Origin of the sequence: Sinomonas atrocyanea (assembly GCF_030812675.1) — a bacterium.
Lineage (GTDB): Bacteria > Actinomycetota > Actinomycetes > Actinomycetales > Micrococcaceae > Sinomonas > Sinomonas atrocyanea_B.
In genome coordinates this window covers 70,753-87,711 of record NZ_JAUSTE010000002.1, presented here as the reverse complement: position 1 = coordinate 87,711, position 16,959 = coordinate 70,753, and the positions used below count along the sequence as shown (strand labels likewise).

Below are 16,959 nucleotides of genomic sequence, written 5' to 3'. Positions count from 1 at the left end.
AGTCAGGCCTGCTTCTCGCGCAGGTCGTAGATGCGGCGGAGCTTGCCGTTGGAGCGCTCGAGCGAGCCGGGCTCCACGACGTCGATCCGGCACGAGGAGCCGATGTGGATCTTGATCTGCTGGCGCAGGGAGGCGCCGGCGGCGTCGCGCTGGTCCGGCGTGGTGCCCTCGCGCGGCTCGATCTTGACGGTGAGCTCGTCCATGCGGCGGCCCTCCGGGCGGGTGAGCACGAGCTGGAAGTGCGGGCTCAGCTCCGGGATCCGCAGGGCGATCTCCTCGATCTGCGAGGGGAACAGGTTGACGCCGCGCAGGATGATCATGTCGTCCGTGCGGCCCGAGATGCGGCCCATGCGGCGGTGGCCCGGGCGGGCGGTGCCCGGCAGCAGGGTCGAGAGGTCCTTGGTGCGGTACCGGATGATCGGCAGGGCCTGCTTGGTCAGCGAGGTGAAGACGAGCTCGCCCGTCTCGCCGTCGGCCTTGGTCTTGGTGAGGTCGAACGGGTCGACGATCTCGGGGCGGAAGTGGTCCTCCCAGATGTGCGAGCCGTCCTGGGTCTCGACGGACTCCCCGGCCACGCCGGGGCCCATGACCTCCGAGAGGCCGTAGATGTCCGAGGCCTTGATGCCGAACATCTCCTCGAGCTCGGCGCGCATCTCATTGGTCCACGGCTCGGCCCCGAGCACGGCGTACTTGAGCGAGGTCTTGCGGGGGTCGAGGCCCTTGTGCAGCATCGCGTCGCCGATGGTGAGCAGGTAGGTCGGTGTGCAGCAGATGGCATCCGGGGCGAAGTCCTCGATGAGCTGGATCTGCTTCTCGGTCTGGCCGCCGGACATGGGGATGACCGTCGCGCCGAGCTTCTCGATGCCCGAGTGCGCGCCGAGGCCGCCGGTGAACAGGCCGTAGCCGTAGGCGTTGTGGACCTTCATGCCGGGGCGCACGCCCGCGGCGCGGAAGCAGCGCGCCACGATGGTGGCCCAAGTGTCGAGGTCCTGCCGGGTGTACCCGACCACCGTCGGGCGGCCGGTCGTGCCGGAGGAGGCGTGGATGCGCGTGACCTCGTTCATGGGCACCGCGAACATGCCGAAGGGGTACTCCTCGCGGAGGTCCTCCTTGGTGGTGTACGGGAACTTCGCGAGGTCGTCGAGTTCCTTGAGGTCCTCGGGGTGGACCCCGGCCTCGTCGAACTTGCGCGTGTAGTGCGGCACACGCTCGTAGGCGTACTTGACGGTCTCCTGCAGCCGGGTCAGCTGCAGGGCCTCGATCTGGTCGCGGCTCATCGTCTCCTCGGCATCGAGGACAGCGGGGCCGAAGGCCGAGGAGGTCGGGGTCTCGGGGGCGGATGCGGTCTGGGTCACTGCGGTGCTCACTTCGTTGTCGGCTGGGGAGGGGCGGGGTCGATGCGGGGAGCGGGGTCCGGGGCGCACAGCGGGCGGGCACACGCCGTCGTGCTCTGGCGCCGGGCCGGGCGGCCCGGCTAGCGCTGGGGGATCGTCCGGGAGCGCCCGCGGAACTCGACCACGAGGCGGCCGGGGGACTCCGCCGTGTGGGGGGTGTCCGCGGGGGAGGCGAAGACCTGGATGTCGTAGAGGCCGCTGCGGCCCGCATGGGCCCGCCGGGCGGCGACGGCGGTGATCAGCTCGCCCTCGTGGGCTGGGGCGAGGAAGTTCACGTCGACGCCGGAGGCGACGGTCATGGTGTTGTGGCCCTCCTCGGGCGTGTGCGGGTTGCACGCCAGGGCGAAGGCCGAGTCGGCGATGGCGAAGAGCATCCCGCCATGGGCGATGCCGAAGCCGTTGAGCATCTCCCGCCGCAGCGTGGTGGACACGGTGGCCGTGCCGTCGCCGAGCTCGAGGACCGACAGGCCCATCCATTCCGTCGCGTAGTCGTCCGTGAGGATCGGGTGGGCCAGCGTGTGGGCGGGAGCAGCTTCGCTCATGGGGCACCTTCTCGCAATTCTTTACCGAATGTTCATTAGGTAATCCCATAACGCCCGGACGTGTCAAGGAGCACACCCCGCCGTGACCCGCCCGGAGGGTGCTGAGCGAGCTCGCCGGCGACCTGCAAGACTGGTCCTGACCAGCCCGGCGGCACCCGAACAGGAGCCCACATGTCACGAGGCATCTACGTCAGCGCCACCACCCCCGGATCGGGGAAGTCGCTCATCGCCCTCGGAGTGGCCGAGGCACTCCACGCCCGCACCGGGAGCATCGGATTCTTCAAGCCCGTGGTCCTCGCGGACGCCCCGGGCGAGGACCCGATGGTGGCGCTCATGCGCTCGCGGTTCGACCTCGACCCCGCGGTGTGCCGGGGCGGCCTCACGGCGCGTGAGGTCCGCCGGCTCCTCGCCGAGGGGCAGCGGGAGGAGATCGACGCCCGCTGCGTCGAGGTCTTCGCCGAGATCGCCGCCCGCGTGGACATCGTCGTCGTGGAGGGCACGGACCTTACCGGCCAGGACTCCGCCGTCGAGTTCGCCCTCAACGCCCGGCTCTCCAACGACCTCGGCTGCCCCATGCTCGCCGTCGTGAGCGGCAGGGACCGCACCCCCGAGGAGATCGCGGACGCCGTCGACGTGGCCCGGAAGGAGCTCTACGCGGCGCGCTGCAGCCTCCTGGTGATGATGGTCAACCGTGCCGACCCCGAGCAGATGGACGCGATCAGGGCCGCCATCCGGCCCGGTGTGTCCCACCGGCCGGTCTACGTCCTCCCCGAGCTCGCGGAGATCTCCCGGCCCACCACGGGGGAGGTCTCCGGCGCGCTCGCGCTGCGGCAGATCGCGGGGAGCGCCGACATGGAGCGCGAGGTCAGCGGCGTGAAGGTCGCCGCCATGAGCGTGGCGAACTTCATCGGCGCACTCGAGAACGGCGACCTCGTGATCGTCCCCGGCGACCGGGCCGACGTGATGGTCGGGGCGCTCGCCTCGACGTTCTCTCCCGAGTTCCCGGTCCCCGCCGCGATGGTCCTCACCGGTGGCCTCGCCCCGGACGCGCACATCCTCCCGCTGCTCGCGCAGGCGCCGTTCCCCGTCTTCGCCTACGAGGGCGACACCTACCACGCCGCCCGCAGCGTCTCCGAGGTCCGCAGCGAGATCTGGACCGGCCACCGCCGGAAGGTCGCCTCGGCCCTGGGAGCGTGGGCCCGGCACGTGGACGACGACGAGCTGGTCGAGCGGCTCAACCTGCCCCGCCCGGACACGATGACGCCGCTGCGGTTCCTGCACGAGCTGATCGGCCGGGCCCGCGCCCAGCGCACCCGCATCGTGCTGCCCGAGGGCACGGACGTGCGCATCCTGCGGGCCGCGGACATCCTCCACCGCCGCGACGTGTGCGACCTGACGCTGCTGGGCAACGAGAGCCAGGTCCGCGAGATCGCGGCCGCCAACGGCGTCCCGCTCGAGGGCATCGATGTGGTGGACCCGGCCCTCTCCCCGCTGCGGGAGCGCTTCGCCGAGGAGTACGCCCGGCTGCGCGCCCACCGTGGCGTGGACCTCGCCAAGGCGCTCGAGGTCATGCTCGATGTGAGCTACTTCGGCACCATGATGGTCCAGCTCGGGATCGTGGACGGGATGGTCTCCGGCGCCGCCCACACGACCGCCCACACCATCAGGCCGGCGCTCGAGTTCGTCAAGACCAAGCCCGGGGTCAAGATCGTCTCCTCGGTGTTCCTGATGCTCATGGCGGACCGCGTGCTCGTCTACGGGGACTGCGCCGTGAACCCGGAGCCGAACGAGGAGCAGCTCGCGGACATCGCGCTGGCCTCGGCGGAGACAGCGGCCCAGTTCGGCGTCGAGCCGCGCGTGGCGATGCTCTCCTACTCGACCGGCCTCTCGGGATCCGGGGAGGCTGTGGACAAGGTCCGCCGCGCCACCGAGCTCGTCCGCGCCCACCGCCCGGACCTCGCCGTGGAAGGCCCCATCCAGTACGACGCCGCCGTGGACGCCTCGATCGCAGCCTCGAAGCTGCCCGGATCGGACGTGGCGGGGCAGGCGACCGTGTTCATCTTCCCGGACCTCAACACCGGCAACAACACCTACAAGGCGGTCCAGCAGTCCTCGGGTGCCGTCGCGGTCGGCCCCGTCCTGCAGGGCCTGCGCAAGCCGGTCAACGACCTCTCGCGCGGCTGCACCGTCGAGGACATCGTCAACACCGTGGCCATCACCGCCATCCAGGCCCAGAACGTCCGGGCCGCCCAGCCCGCCGCCCAGTCCGTCTAGTCCCAGCCCTCCAGACCCAGCCCCAGGAGTCCCGCGTGCTCGTCCTCGTCATCAACTCCGGCTCGTCCTCCCTCAAGTACCAGCTCCGCGACGTCGGGGAGGCCGACGGCGGGCAGGAACCGGAGCCCGCGGTCCTCGCCGAGGGGCTGATCGAGCGGATCGGGTTCGACGGCGGCCCCCGGGACCACGCCGAGGCGCTCGGACAGGTCGACGCCGAGCTGCACCGCGTGCTCGGCGGACGCGCGGTCGACGCCGTGGGCCACCGCGTGGTCCACGGGGGCGAGCGGTTCTCCGAGCCTGTGCTCGTGAACAACGAGATTATCCGGGCGATCGAGCGGCTCAACCCGCTCGCACCGCTCCACAACCCCGCGAACGTCCTCGGCCTGCGGGCCATCGCCTCCAAGTGGCCGGACATGCCGCAGGCGGCCGTCTTCGACACCGCCTACCACCGCACCATCCCCGAGCACGCCTGGCGGTACGCCGTGCCGGACTGGCTCTACACCCACCACGGGATCCGCCGGTACGGCTTCCACGGCACCTCGCACCAGTACGTGGCCGGCCGCGCCGCCGAGCTGATGGGGATCGCCCCGGAGGAGTTCGACGGCGTGGTGCTCCACCTCGGCAACGGGGTGTCCGCCACCGCGGTGCAGGGCGGGGAGAGCATCGACACGTCGATGGGCTTCACGCCGCTCGAGGGCCTCGTCATGGGCACGCGCTCGGGGGACCTGGACCCCTCGATCCTCGTGTTCCTTGCCCGCCAGGGGCACGGCGCGGACGAGATCGATGACCTGCTCAACCGCGAGTCCGGGCTCAAGGCCCTCGCGGGCTCGAACGACATGCGTACCGTGGTGGAGGCCGCCGAGGGCGGCGACCGGCGCGCGCAGGTGGCCCTCGACGTCGCCTCGTACCGCGTCGCGAAGTACATCGGCGGCTACCACGTGGCTGTGGGAGGGGCCAAGGCGATCGTCTTCACCGCGGGCATCGGGGAGAACTCCGCGCCGTTCCGGGCCCGCGTGGCCGCCCGCCTCGGCGCCCTCGGCGTGGTGCTGGACGACGGGCTCAACGCCGTCCGCTCGAAGGAGCCGCGGGCCGTCTCGGCCCCCGAGTCCGCCATCCCGCTCCTGGTGGTTCCCACCGACGAGGAGAGGGCGATCGCGGAGGCGACGGCCGCCGTCGTCCGCCAGCAGGTCAGGCCCGCATGAGACGAGCACCACACGAGAGCTGGCCCACACGCGAGACCTGAGGCACACTCGCGGGTCCTACACTTGACGGCGGCCCGCGCATCGAAGCGCGGCGCATGTCTGACGAAGGACCCTTGTGCAGCAGAACCACCACGCCTCCACGCCCCCAGCCGTGTCCGCCGAGGGCTATGAGAGGGCTCTCAGCCGCCGCCATGTGCAGATGATCGCCATGGGCGGCGCCATCGGCGTCGGCCTGTTCATGGGCGCGGGCGGACGGCTCGCCTCGACCGGTCCTGCGCTCGTGTTCTCCTACGCGATCGCGGGCGCCATCGCGTACCTGCTCATGCGGGCGCTCGGCGAGCTGATCATGTACCGGCAGACGTCGGGCTCGTTCGTGAGCTACGCGGGGGAGATGTTCGGGGCCAAGGGCGCCTACCTGTCCGGGTGGATGTACTTCGTCAACTGGGCCATGACCGGCATCGCCGAACTGCTCGCGATCGGCCTGTACTTCCAGTACTTCTTCCCGAACGTGCCGGTGGAGGTCTCGGCGCTGTGTGCGCTGGCCCTGCTCGTGGCCGTGAACCTGCTCAGCGTCAGGGCCTTCGGGGAGTTCGAGTTCTGGGCGTCCGTGCTCAAGGTGACCGCGATCTCGCTCTTCCTCGTGGCCGGCACGGTCATGGTGGTCCTCAACACCCGGATCGGTACCACGCACGCGTCCCCGTCGAACCTCCTCTCCGGCGACGGGGGCATGTTCCCGCACGGCTTCTTCGTGATGATCCTCGTGCTCAACGCCGTGATCTTCGCCTACAACGCGATCGAGCTGGTCGGCATCACCGCCGGCGAGATGGAGGACCCGCAGCGGGAGGTCCCCCGCGCCATCCGCGCCGTGGTGCTGCGGATCGTCGTCTTCTACGTCGGCTCCGTCCTGCTCCTGGCGATGCTGCTGCCCTCGGACCAGTACAAGGCCGGCGTGAGCCCGTTCGTCACGGTCTTCGACCACCTCGGCGTCGGGTGGATCGGCGACGTCATGAACCTCGTGGTCATCACCGCCGCGCTGAGCTCGTCCAACACCGGCCTCTACTCGATCGGCCGCATCTTCCGCACCATGGCCTCCAACGGCCACGCGCCGCATTGGCTCACCCGCATGTCCAAGCGGCACGTGCCCTACGCTGCGATCCTCGCCATCGCCGCCGTGTACCTGGTGGGCATCCTCGTGAACATCTGGGCCGGCGGCACGCACGCGTTCGACCTCGCGCTCAACACCGCCTCGATCGGCGTGATCTTCACGTGGGGCTCGATCTTCGCGTGCCAGCTCATGCTGCGGAAGAAGAAGGGCGACGGCGCGTCCTCGCTTCCGATGCCCGGCTCGCCCTGGACCAGCTGGCTCGGTCTGGCCGCGCTGGCCGCGATCACGGTGCTCATCGCGTTCGACACCATGACGGACAAGGCCACCGGCGAGGTCTTCCCGATCGGCCTGTACACCATCCTCAGCGTTCCGGTGATCGCGCTGCTCCTCTGGCTCGGCTGGCTGCTCGTCCGGCGCCGGGAGGCGGCCGCGGCAGCAGCCTCCGGCGACGCCGAGGCGGAGAGCGTGGACGCGAACGTCTGAGGCCCTCCGCGCTTGGGGGTCAGCGTCCGTGAGGTGACCCTCAGAAGGTGACCCCCAGAAGGTGACCCCCCGAAGGTGACCCCCCGGGATCAGCGGGGGAGGAGTTCCGTGGCGCCGAGGGCGTCCGCGATGAACGCGTAGTCCCAGGCCCGCTCCCTCCACGCCTCGTAGCGTCCCGACGCGCCGCCGTGCCCGGCGTCCATCTCGGTCTTGAGCACGATCGGCTGCCCGGATGTGGTGGCCTCGCGCAGCGCCTGGACCCACTTGGCCGGCTCGACGTACAGCACGCGCGTGTCGTTGAAGCTCGTCACGGCGGCGACCTTCGGATACGGGGCCGAGTGCACGTTCTCGTAGGGCGTGTAGGACTTCATGTAGGCGTAGACCTCGGCGTCCTCGATCGGGTTGCCCCACTCCTCCCACTCGAGGGCGGAGAGCGGCAGCTCGGGGTCCAGGATCGTGGTGAGGGCGTCCACGAACGGGACCTGGGCGACGGCGGCCGCGTACTTCTCCGGGGCCAGGTTCAGCACCGCACCGATGAGCAGGCCGCCGGCGGAGCCGCCCATGCAGGCGATCCGGGCCGGGTCCGCCCACCCCGAGGAGGCGACCCAGTCGGTGGCGGCGACGAAGTCGGTGAACGTGTTCCGCTTGTTCAGCTTCTTGCCGTCCTCGTACCAGTGGCGCCCCAGCTCGCCGCCGCCGCGCACGTGGGCGACGACGAACACGATGCCCCGGTCCAGGAGGCTGAGCCGGGCCACGGCGAAGGCCGGGTCCATGCTCACCTCGTACGAGCCGTACCCGTAGACGAGGGCCGGGTTCGTCCCGTCCCGCTGGACCGACGCCCGCCGGACCACCGACAGCGGGATGCGCGTGCCGTCCTCGGCCGTCGCCCAGGCCCGCTCCGCCACGTACTGGTCCGGGTCGTATCCGCCGAGCACCGGGGTCTCCTTCCGCAGGAGCAGCTCGCCGGTGGCCAGCACGTAGTCGTAGACGCGCGGGGGAGTGACGTAGGAGGTGAAGCTCAGCCGCGCGACCGGGGCGCCATGCTCGGTGACACCGCCGCCGGCCGTGTAGAGCTCCTCGCCGAACTGCGGCTCGACGAACGACGGCGTCCGGCCGGCGTCCGCGGCCTCGACGGCGTCCGCGAGGGGTGCGAAGCGGACGGTGGTGACGGTGTCCCTGCGCAGCGTGACGACGAGATGCGTCGCGGAGACGTCCGCCCCCTCGACCTTGACCTGCTCGTCGTGCGGAACGAGCGTCGACCAGCGCTGTTCGGACAGCGGCTTGGACGTCTCGGCCAGGTCGACGAGGGAGAGCATGCTGTTCGGGGCCGAGCCCTCGGGGCCCTCGGGGCGCCCGTCGTGCAGGAGCAGCAGCCGCGTGCGGCCGCCGTGCTCGAACGGCTCGGCGGTGTGGAGGATGCGCTCCTCGCGCCCCAGCACGAGCCGGAGGCGGGCGTCGGGGCCGGCCAGGTCGAGGACGCGGGTCTCCGAGTACTCCGAGTTGCCGATCCCGACGAGGAGCCAGCGGCGGTCCGAGGAGAGGTCGATCCCGGTCCACTGCGCGACGTCGTCCTCCTGGTACAGGACCGTGTCCTGCTCCGGCGGGGTGCCGAGCACGTGCACGCGCACCTGGTAGGGGCGCCAGGAGTCGTCCGCGACCATGTAGAACAGCCGCGAGCCGTCCGGATCGAACTCGAGGCCGTAGAACACGCCCTCGATGACCTCGGAAAGGTGATCGCCGGTGCGGAGGTCCTTGATGCGCAGGGTGAAGGTCTCGTCTCCGGCGGTGTCGACCGAGTAGGCGTACAGGTTCCCATCGCGGGAGACGGCGGCCCCGCCGAGCGCGAAGAAGGGGTGCCCCTCGGCCTCGGCGTTCCCGTCCAGCAGCACCTGCTCTCCGGGGACCGCGGTGCCGGGCACGACGGCGGGCGGCGTCCACGCGCCGAGGAGGTCGCCGCCGTCGTCTGCGCGGCCGGCGCCATCGGCCCTGACCCGGCAGTAGATCGGGTACTGCTGGCCCTCGACGGTGCGGGCGTAGTACCACCACCCGTCCTTGCGGGCCGGGACGGACAGGTCCGTCTCCTGGGTGCGGCGCCTGATCTCCTCGAAGATCGCCTCGCGGAGGGGCTGCTGGCCGGCCGTGACCGCATCGGTGTAGGCGTTCTCGGCGGTAAGATGCTCGACGACCTCCGGATTGTCCTTCTCACGCAGCCATTCGTACGGGTCAACGAAGGCGTCGCCGTGACGCTCGCGCCTCGTGGGCACCTTCTTCGCGACAGGGGCCTGGGGAGCGGCAGCTTCAGTCATGGCCCCACCCTAGCGGCCGCCGCCGACAGCGCCCGCGGAAGGCACCCGCGCGTGCGGTACCATTTCCGTGACTGTGCGCACGCCAGCGCCATGACCATTGGGGAGGTACACGCGGGTGGAGCAGGGCACTGGCCTCAGCGCCGAACAAGGGATGTCACTGACGGATTATCTGCGGATCGCGCGGCGGTTCTGGAAGGGCATCGTGGCGCTCGTCCTGGTGTCCACCGTGGCCGCCTTCGGCTGGTATCTCATCCAGCCCCGCATCTATTCGGCCGAGGCGAGCGGCATGGTGATCAGCTCCGGTGCCGACAACCTCTCCTGGTCGCTCGCCGGCGACAGCCTCGCGAAGTCGAAGGCGAAGTCGTACAAGGCCGTTGCCGAGTCCGCGTCCGTCGCGGACCGCGTGATCAGCGACCTCAGCCTGCCCACCACGGCCCAGGACCTCCTGGGGAACGTGACGGTCACCGTGCCCACCGACGGCACCGAGATCCGCGTCGACGCGCGCGACCGGGACCCGGTCCAGTCGCAGAAGGTGGCGAACGACTGGGTGAAGGCCCTGGCGTCCCAGGTCAGCGACCTTGAGCGGGACGCCAACGCCAACACGAAGGGGAACCCCGCCGTGAAGGTGGTGCCGCTCGTGACGGCGATGGTCCCCACAGAGCCGGTCTCGCCCAAGCTCACGCTCGCGCTGGGTGTCGGCGTGGTCGGCGGGCTGCTGCTGGGCCTCGCCTACGCGTTCATCCGGGACCGCGTGGACCGCCGGATCCGCACCTCCGAGGAGGCGGAGCGCTTCGGCTACCCCGTGATCGGCACGCTTCCGCTGGACGACGTCCTCGTGAAGGGCTCCAGCGTCCTCGAGGGGGCCGGCGGCCACCAGTTCATGAGCGAGTCGCTGCGCGAGCTCCGCACCAACCTGCGCTTCATCGACGTGGACCACCAGCCGCGGATCGTGCTCGTCACGAGCTCGCTGCCCTCGGAGGGCAAGTCGACGGTGATCGCGAACCTCGCCTCCACCCTGGCGGCCGACGCCGAGCCCGTGATCGTGGTCGACGCAGACCTGCGCCGGCCCAACGTCCACAACGTCTTCGATGTGGTCGGCGACGTCGGGGTGACCGACATCCTCTCCGGGCGTGCCCGGATCGACGATGTCATGCAGACATGGCCGGGCAACGATCTGGTCCGCGTCCTCGCGGCCGGACACATCCCGCCGAACCCGTCGGAGCTCCTCGGCTCCCAGGCCATGCGGAACCTCCTGGCGACGCTCTCGCAGGACGCGCTCGTGCTGGTGGACGCGCCCCCGGTGCTGCCCTTCACCGACGCAGCCGTCCTCTCCCGCATCGCCGACGGCACCCTGGTGCTGGTGCGGGCCAACCGGACCAAGGTGGACGAGCTCTCCCACGCCCTGGGCAACATCCAGCGGGTCAAGGGCCGGGTCCTCGGGCTCATCCTCAACGGCATCCCCTCGAAGGGCGCCGACGCCCGCGCCCGGGGATACTACGGCCGCTACGGCTACGGCGAACCGCCCACCGAGGGCCGCGCGCCGGAAGCAGCGGCGCCACAGCACGAGGCCGGCAGCCGGCGGGCGGCCGCGGCCGACGACTGGCTCGGTGCCGGACACGCGCTGGCGGACGACGGCGCGGCGGCGCAGTGGGACCGTCCGGGCGAGGGCGGCGGCCCGCGGGCGCACGGGTTCGCTGCGCCCTATTCGGCGGAGCCCCGTCGGGACATGCCCGTCGAGCCCCGGCAGTCGGAAGCGCCCCGCGACCATTCCGGGTGGGTGCAGTCGGGCTACGCGGACGATCGCGACCTCCGTCCCAGCGATGTCGAGGAACCCGCGGCCGACGACGGCGTGTGGCTCCCGGCCCGCGTGCGCGAGTCCTACGGCTCGCGCCGCCGCGGGGTCTGAGGACAGCGCCCGGGGCCTCGCCTCGCAGCAGCACGGCCAGCACGCCGGAAGTCAGGGACTTCCGGCGTGCTTGCGTCTGCGCACGGAGTCCCCGGCCGTGAGGATCGCATCGACCGCGGGCACGAGCTCCTCCGCCATCGTCCGGTACACCTCCGGGCCCTGGCGGAAGGGGTCCGTGACGTCGTCGTCGGCAGCGGCCCCAGCCTGGCGCCGGGCCGCGGCGTCGGAGATCGTGGCCAGCCAGGCGTGGCGGACGGCGCAGACCTCGGCTCCGGCGCCCTCGAGCGCGGTGCCCTCGAGGACCCGCGCGAATTCGCGCAGGGTGAAGGTCTTCCTGAATGCGGACGGCGCGAGCTGGAGGATCGCCGAGCGGTGCTCGGTGGCCAGGGCCAGGACGAGGTCCGCCCCGGTGAGCATCGGCGTCGTGAGCTGGCGGGCGGTGAATCCGGCGAGCGAGGCGCCGAGGGCCGAGGCGATCGCCCGGGACCCCGGCTCGGCCGCGGATCCGACGAGGGCGTGGGTCCCTGCGCTGCGGACCTCTACGGCATCCGGGCAGATCTCGTCGAACCCGGCCTGGAGGAGGCGCTCCGCCAGCGGGGACCGGCAGACATTGCCGGTGCAGACGGTCAGGATTCGCAGGCGGTCGGCGCTCGTCACCGGATCACGCTAGCACCGGGCGCCGCGAGCCGGCTGGCGTCGATGAGGCCGGCAGTGTCCGACCCGGGCGCCCCGCCACCTCGGAGGCGAGGGCCGCCGGGGTCCTCGCAGGAGTGCCGCGATCCGCCCTGCCTACCTTGACGTCAGTATCCGCCTCCCCATATTCTGAACGAACGGTCGGTAATTATTTCTTGAGGAGGAGACATGGCAGCTGCGAACCTGCAGTCCGTGCCCCAGCCCCAGGCTGGACAGGGCGACGACGCCCCGTCCGCTGAGGACATCGCGGGACAGGCATACTTCGATCGCGTCATCGCCGAAGACTCGCGCATCGAGCCGCGCGACTGGATGCCCGCGGCGTACCGCAAGACGCTCGTGCGCCAGGTGTCCCAGCACGCGCACTCCGAGATCATCGGCATGCAGCCCGAGGCGAACTGGATCACCCGCGCCCCGAGCCTCAAGCGCAAGGCCATCCTCATGGCCAAGGTCCAGGACGAGGCCGGCCACGGGCTCTACCTGTACTCGGCGGCAGAGACCCTCGGCACCCCGCGCGACGTCCTCAACCAGCAGCTGCTGGACGGGAAGGCCAAGTACTCCTCGATCTTCAACTACCCGGCCCGCACCTGGGCCGACATGGGCGCCATCGGCTGGCTCGTGGACGGGGCGGCGATCGCCAACCAGGTGCCGCTGTGCCGGGCGAGCTACGGCCCCTACGGGCGTGCCATGGTGCGCATCTGCAAGGAGGAGTCCTTCCACCAGCGCCAGGGCTTCGAGATCCTCCTCGAGCTCTCCAACGGCACCCCCGCCCAGAAGCAGATGGCGCAGGACGCCGTCAACCGCTTCTACGCGCCGGCGCTGATGATGTTCGGTCCGCCGGACGACGACTCGCCCAACTCGAAGCAGTCGATGGCGTGGAACATCAAGCGCTTCTCCAACGACGAGCTCCGCCAGCGGTTCGTCGGCATGATCGCCGAGCAGGTCAAGGTCCTCGGCCTGACCCTCCCGGACCCGGAGCTCCGCTACGACGAGGAAGCCGGCCGGTGGATCCACATGGACCTCGACTGGCAGGAATTCAAGGATGTCATCGCGGGCCGCGGGCCGTGCAACGCCCAGCGCATGGAGCGCCGCCGCGAGGCCCACGAGAACGGCACCTGGGTCCGCGAGGCGGCCCGCGCGTACGCGAAGAAGCAGGCCGCGAAGCGTGCCGCAGAAGAGATCGGAGCAGCTTAAGTGAGCGAGCAGAGCAACATCTGGCCCCTCTGGGAGGTCTTCGTGCGGTCCAGCCGTGGCCTCTCCCACGTGCACGCGGGCTCGCTGCACGCCCCGGATGCCGCCATGGCGCTGCGCAACGCGCGTGACCTGTACACCCGCCGCAACGAGGGCGTGTCCATCTGGGTGGTCCCGTCCGAGGCGATCGCCTCGTCCGACCCGGATTCGAAGGGCGCGTACTTCGAGTCGCCCCAGGGCAAGGACTACCGCCACGCGACGTACTACACCAAGAGCGAGGGCGTGAAGCACCTGTGAACGCGCCGACCCCCGCCCACCCGGCCCCGGCCCACGCCGACCACACGCTCGACAGCTTCGGCGACGCCGCGGCGTCGGCCACCCGCGTCACCCCGGGCAACGCGCTGCGCCCCGAGGACATCGCCCTCTCCCCGGAGAAGCCGAGCGAGGACGTCGCCCAGTACGCCCTCCGCCTCGGGGACGACGCCCTCATCCTCGCCCAGCGCCTGAGCCACTGGATCTCCCGCGGCCCCGAGCTCGAGGAGGACATCGCCCTCGGCAACATCGCCCTCGACACGCTCGGCCACGCGCGCTCCTTCCTGACCTACGCGGGGCACGCCTGGGGCAAGACCGAGGACGACCTCGCCTACTGGCGCGAGGAGGAGGAGTTCCGCAGCGCCTGGCTGGTCGAGCAGCCCAACGGCGACTTCGGCGTCACGATCGCCCGCCAGCTGGTCATGTCCGTCTACCAGTACCTGCTCTACTCGGGGCTCGTGGGCTCCAGCGACGCGACCCTCGCCGCGATCGCCGCCAAGGCGCTCAAGGAGGTCGACTACCACCGCGACCACGCGATCCAGTGGACCGTCCGCCTCGGCGACGGCACGGAGGAGTCGCACGCCCGCATGCAGGCCGCCCTCGAACTCGTCTGGCCGTACGTGGACGAGCTCTTCGACGACGATGCCCTCATCGACGCCGTCGGCGACGCCGGCGTGCGGCCCTCGAGCCTGCGCGGGGCCTTCGACGCCCACATCGCCGAGGTCCTCGACGAGGCCACCCTGGCCCTGCCCGACGTCCCCCGCGCCCGCGGCGGCGGCCGCCGGGGCGAGCACACCGAGCACCTCGGCTACATCCTCGCCGAGATGCAGGTGCTCGCCCGCAAGCATCCCGGCGCCACCTGGTAGGCCCGGGAACGGCACACGCCCACGAAGGAACACCCATGATCACCACCGATGACGAGGTCCGCGCGCTCGCCGCCACCGTGACCGACCCGGAGATCCCCGTGCTCACCATCGAGGACCTCGGCATCCTCCGGGACGGGCACCTCGAGCCGGACGGCACCGTCCGCCTCACGATCACCCCGACCTACTCCGGATGCCCCGCGATGGACACGATCCGCGCGGACCTCGCCACGGTGTTCGCCAAGGCCGGGCACGAGAAGGTCCGCGTGGACCTCGTGCTCTCCCCGGCCTGGACCACTGACTGGATGAGCGAGGCGGGCAAGGCCAAGCTCGAGGAGTACGGGATCGCCCCGCCCACCGGCAAGGCCGGCCACAGCGGACCCATCCGGCTCGGCCTCACCGTCAAGTGCCCCCAGTGCCACTCGCTCAACACCCGCGAGATGTCCCGCTTCGGCTCCACGTCCTGCAAGGCGCTCTACGTGTGCCAGGACTGCCACGAACCCTTCGACTACTTCAAGGTGCTCTAGATGACTGACCAGCTGAACGAAACTGCGGCCGAGCCGGCCGACGCCGCCGCGGGCGAGCAGACGGAGGGGACCGCCCGGCGTCGTGCGTCCTTCCACCCGCTCGAGGTGAGCGGGGTCCGCAGGCTCACCAACGACTCCATCGAGGTGACGTTCGGCGTCCCCGCCGCGCTCGCCGACGAGTACGACTACATCCCCGGCCAGTACGTGGCCCTGCGCGCGCAGTTCCCCGACGAGTCGGGCGCCCCGCGCGAGGTGCGCCGCTCCTACTCGATCTGCGCCGCGCCGCGCCGCTTCGAGGACGGTTCGAGCGAGATCAAGGTCGCCATCAAGCGCGACCTCGGCGGTGTCTTCTCCACGTGGGCGAACGAGAGCCTCGAGGCCGGCGCGACGCTGGACGTCATGAGCCCCGCGGGCGCCTTCATCTCCAAGCACCGGATGACCGGCCTCAACGACCCGAGCAGCATCGACACTGAGCGCGAGCACACGTTCGTGGCCGTCGCCGCAGGGTCGGGGATCACCCCGATCATGGCGATCGCCCGCACCGTCCTGGCGGCCGACGAGCACGTCCGCTTCGATCTCGTCTACGCCAACAAGGCCGCGATGGACGTCATGTTCGTCGAGGAGCTCGCGGACCTCAAGGACCGCTACCCCTCCCGGTTCGCGCTCCACCACGTCCTCTCGCGCGAGCAGCGCATCTCCCCGCTGCTCTCGGGCCGGGTCGACTCCGAGAAGCTCACCACGCTGCTCAACACCGTGATCCACGCCGACGACGTCGACGAGTGGTTCCTGTGCGGTCCGTTCGAGCTCGTCCAGCTGGTCCGGGACACGCTCTCGGCGCGCGGTGTCGAGCCGGAGAAGGTCCGCTACGAGCTCTTCACCACGGGCACGCCCACGAACCTCGAGGGCAACATCGGCCGCCCGGTCGTGGAGGACCCCTCGGGCGCGAACGTCGAGATCGAGTTCACGCTCGACGGCCTCACGGGCGTGGTGGCCTCGCCCGTCTCCGCGAACGAGACGGTCCTCAACGCGGCCCTCCGCGTGCGCCCCGACGTGCCCTTCGCCTGCGCCGGCGGCGTCTGCGGCACGTGCCGGGCCAAGCTCGTCTCCGGCACCGTGGACATGGCCGAGAACTACGCGCTCGAGCCCGACGAGGTGGAGCGCGGCTACGTCCTCACCTGCCAGTCCCGGCCGACCTCGGACCGCGTGTCCGTGGACTTCGACGCGTAGGAGGCCCTCATGATCACGCTCTCCATCGCCGACGGCATGGCCGAGGTCGTCCTCGACGCGCCCGCCAAGCTCAACGCCCTCGACGAGGCCGCACTGCGCGAGCTCTCCGACGCGTACGACGACGCCGCTGCCGCCGCCTCCCGCGGCGAGGTGCGGGCGCTGCTCCTGCGCGGCGAGGGCCGGGCCTTCTGCGCCGGACGCGACATCTCCGGCGTGGACCCCGCCGACGATGACGTGCTCGGCTACCTCGGCGGGCTCGTGACGCCGCTCATGCAGAAGATGGCCGCATTCCCCGCGCCGACGTTCGCCGCCGCGCAGGGGGCTACCCTCGGCGTCGGGCTCGGGCTCCTTCTGGCCACCGACGTGGTCTACGTGGCCGACGAGGCCAAGATCGGTTCGCCGTTCGCCAACCTCGGTGCCACGCTGGACTCCGGCGGCCACTGGTACTTCACCGAGCGGCTCGGCATGCACCGCGCGCTGGACCTCGTCTACACCGCCGAGCTGATGAGCGGCGCGGACGCCGTGCGCTCGGGCATGTTCTCCCGGTCCTTCCCGGCCAGCGAGCTGCTCGAGCGCACGCGGGGCATCGTGGCCCGCGTCGCCGCCGGGGCCACCGGCGCGTTCGTCGCGTCCAAGGAGCTCGTCGCGCAGGTCCGCGACCGCCGGCTCGGCCTCTGGGAGTCCATGGACGCCGAGAACAAGGCCCAGGCCGCGCTCTGCGGGTCTGAGGACTACGCCGAGGGCTTCAAGGCCTTCCAGGAGAAGCGGAAGCCCGTCTTCGCCGGCCGCTGAGCCGCGCCTTCTGGGGGTCACCTTCTGGGAGTCACTTCCTGGGGGTCACCTCCTGCGGGTCGGCGCGCCGGCGACCCGCAGGAGGTGACCCCCCCAGGACCTGCCCTTCAGGAGGTGACTCTCAGACGGAAGACCGGAGGAAGGG

At 71.0% G+C, this 16,959-nt stretch carries 14 protein-coding genes; 10 read left to right on the top strand and 4 right to left on the bottom strand.

The window, feature by feature from the left end; all coding sequences use genetic code 11:
* Window positions 1-2 precede the first annotated feature (2 nt).
* Complete coding sequence (gene paaK, locus J2W20_RS04160) at window positions 3-1,277, bottom strand: phenylacetate--CoA ligase PaaK (protein WP_307005441.1); 1,275 nt, start codon at window positions 1,275-1,277, stop codon at window positions 3-5.
* Window positions 1,278-1,474: 197 nt separating this feature from the next.
* Complete coding sequence (locus J2W20_RS04155) at window positions 1,475-1,936, bottom strand: hotdog fold thioesterase (protein ID WP_307004857.1); 462 nt, start codon at window positions 1,934-1,936, stop codon at window positions 1,475-1,477.
* A gap of 171 nt (window positions 1,937-2,107) precedes the next feature.
* Here J2W20_RS04155 and pta point away from each other — a divergent pair, with 171 nt between their 5' ends.
* From pta to J2W20_RS04140, 3 genes are all read left to right on the top strand, one after another.
* The gene (pta, locus tag J2W20_RS04150) at window positions 2,108-4,210 is read left to right on the top strand and encodes a phosphate acetyltransferase (protein ID WP_307004855.1); all 2,103 of its coding nucleotides are present in this window, start codon (window positions 2,108-2,110) and stop codon (window positions 4,208-4,210) included.
* Window positions 4,211-4,245: 35 nt separating this feature from the next.
* Window positions 4,246-5,412, top strand: coding sequence for an acetate/propionate family kinase (locus tag J2W20_RS04145; protein WP_307004854.1), 1,167 nt, complete (start codon window positions 4,246-4,248; stop codon window positions 5,410-5,412).
* A gap of 115 nt (window positions 5,413-5,527) precedes the next feature.
* Window positions 5,528-7,000, top strand: a complete 1,473-nt coding sequence (locus tag J2W20_RS04140) for an amino acid permease (RefSeq protein WP_307004853.1) — start codon at window positions 5,528-5,530, stop codon at window positions 6,998-7,000.
* 89 nt (window positions 7,001-7,089) lie between these two features.
* Here J2W20_RS04140 and J2W20_RS04135 read toward each other — a convergent pair whose 3' ends face one another.
* Window positions 7,090-9,306: a S9 family peptidase gene (locus J2W20_RS04135; RefSeq protein ID WP_307004852.1), complete on the bottom strand. Its 2,217-nt coding sequence runs from the start codon at window positions 9,304-9,306 to the stop codon at window positions 7,090-7,092.
* Window positions 9,307-9,457: 151 nt separating this feature from the next.
* On the opposite strand from J2W20_RS04135, the gene J2W20_RS04130 reads away from it, so the two are divergent.
* On the top strand, window positions 9,458-11,212 hold the full coding sequence (locus J2W20_RS04130) for a polysaccharide biosynthesis tyrosine autokinase (RefSeq protein ID WP_307004850.1): 1,755 nt from the start codon (window positions 9,458-9,460) through the stop codon (window positions 11,210-11,212).
* A gap of 51 nt (window positions 11,213-11,263) precedes the next feature.
* Here J2W20_RS04130 and J2W20_RS04125 read toward each other — a convergent pair whose 3' ends face one another.
* The gene (locus J2W20_RS04125) at window positions 11,264-11,869 is read right to left on the bottom strand and encodes an arsenate reductase/protein-tyrosine-phosphatase family protein (protein WP_307004848.1); all 606 of its coding nucleotides are present in this window, start codon (window positions 11,867-11,869) and stop codon (window positions 11,264-11,266) included.
* Window positions 11,870-12,073: 204 nt separating this feature from the next.
* On the opposite strand from J2W20_RS04125, the gene paaA reads away from it, so the two are divergent.
* The 6 genes from paaA to J2W20_RS04095 are packed head-to-tail and all read left to right on the top strand — an operon-like array spanning window position 12,074 to window position 16,814.
* On the top strand, window positions 12,074-13,096 hold the full coding sequence (paaA, locus tag J2W20_RS04120; protein WP_307004846.1) for a 1,2-phenylacetyl-CoA epoxidase subunit PaaA: 1,023 nt from the start codon (window positions 12,074-12,076) through the stop codon (window positions 13,094-13,096).
* Complete coding sequence (paaB, locus tag J2W20_RS04115) at window positions 13,097-13,390, top strand: 1,2-phenylacetyl-CoA epoxidase subunit PaaB (RefSeq protein WP_066499886.1); 294 nt, start codon at window positions 13,097-13,099, stop codon at window positions 13,388-13,390. It begins immediately after the preceding gene.
* Entirely contained in the window at window positions 13,387-14,271 is an 885-nt protein-coding gene (paaC, locus tag J2W20_RS04110; protein WP_307004843.1) for a 1,2-phenylacetyl-CoA epoxidase subunit PaaC, read from the top strand. Before paaB ends, paaC begins: the two co-directional genes overlap by 4 nt.
* Before the next feature lie 35 nt (window positions 14,272-14,306).
* Entirely contained in the window at window positions 14,307-14,795 is a 489-nt protein-coding gene (gene paaD / locus J2W20_RS04105; RefSeq protein ID WP_307004841.1) for a 1,2-phenylacetyl-CoA epoxidase subunit PaaD, read from the top strand.
* Window positions 14,796-16,022 carry a 1,2-phenylacetyl-CoA epoxidase subunit PaaE gene (gene paaE / locus J2W20_RS04100; RefSeq protein ID WP_307004840.1) on the top strand — a complete coding sequence of 409 codons (1,227 nt, stop codon included), beginning with the start codon at window positions 14,796-14,798 and terminating at the stop codon, window positions 16,020-16,022.
* 9 nt (window positions 16,023-16,031) lie between these two features.
* Entirely contained in the window at window positions 16,032-16,814 is a 783-nt protein-coding gene (locus J2W20_RS04095) for an enoyl-CoA hydratase/isomerase family protein (protein ID WP_307004838.1), read from the top strand.
* Window positions 16,815-16,959: the final 145 nt, after the last annotated feature.

What these genes read in the sequence shown, in the direction of transcription:
- paaK (WP_307005441.1), bottom strand. Translation starts at nt 1,277, where the DNA reads ATGAGCCGCGACCAGATCGAGGCCCTGCAGCTGACCCGGCTGCAGGAG.
- J2W20_RS04155 (WP_307004857.1), bottom strand. Translation starts at nt 1,936, where the DNA reads ATGAGCGAAGCTGCTCCCGCCCACACGCTGGCCCACCCGATCCTCACG.
- paaE (WP_307004840.1), top strand. Translation starts at nt 14,796, where the DNA reads ATGACTGACCAGCTGAACGAAACTGCGGCCGAGCCGGCCGACGCCGCC.
- paaA (WP_307004846.1), top strand. Translation starts at nt 12,074, where the DNA reads ATGGCAGCTGCGAACCTGCAGTCCGTGCCCCAGCCCCAGGCTGGACAG.
- paaD (WP_307004841.1), top strand. Translation starts at nt 14,307, where the DNA reads ATGATCACCACCGATGACGAGGTCCGCGCGCTCGCCGCCACCGTGACC.
- pta (WP_307004855.1), top strand. Translation starts at nt 2,108, where the DNA reads ATGTCACGAGGCATCTACGTCAGCGCCACCACCCCCGGATCGGGGAAG.
- J2W20_RS04095 (WP_307004838.1), top strand. Translation starts at nt 16,032, where the DNA reads ATGATCACGCTCTCCATCGCCGACGGCATGGCCGAGGTCGTCCTCGAC.
- J2W20_RS04130 (WP_307004850.1), top strand. Translation starts at nt 9,458, where the DNA reads ATGTCACTGACGGATTATCTGCGGATCGCGCGGCGGTTCTGGAAGGGC.
- J2W20_RS04135 (WP_307004852.1), bottom strand. Translation starts at nt 9,306, where the DNA reads ATGACTGAAGCTGCCGCTCCCCAGGCCCCTGTCGCGAAGAAGGTGCCC.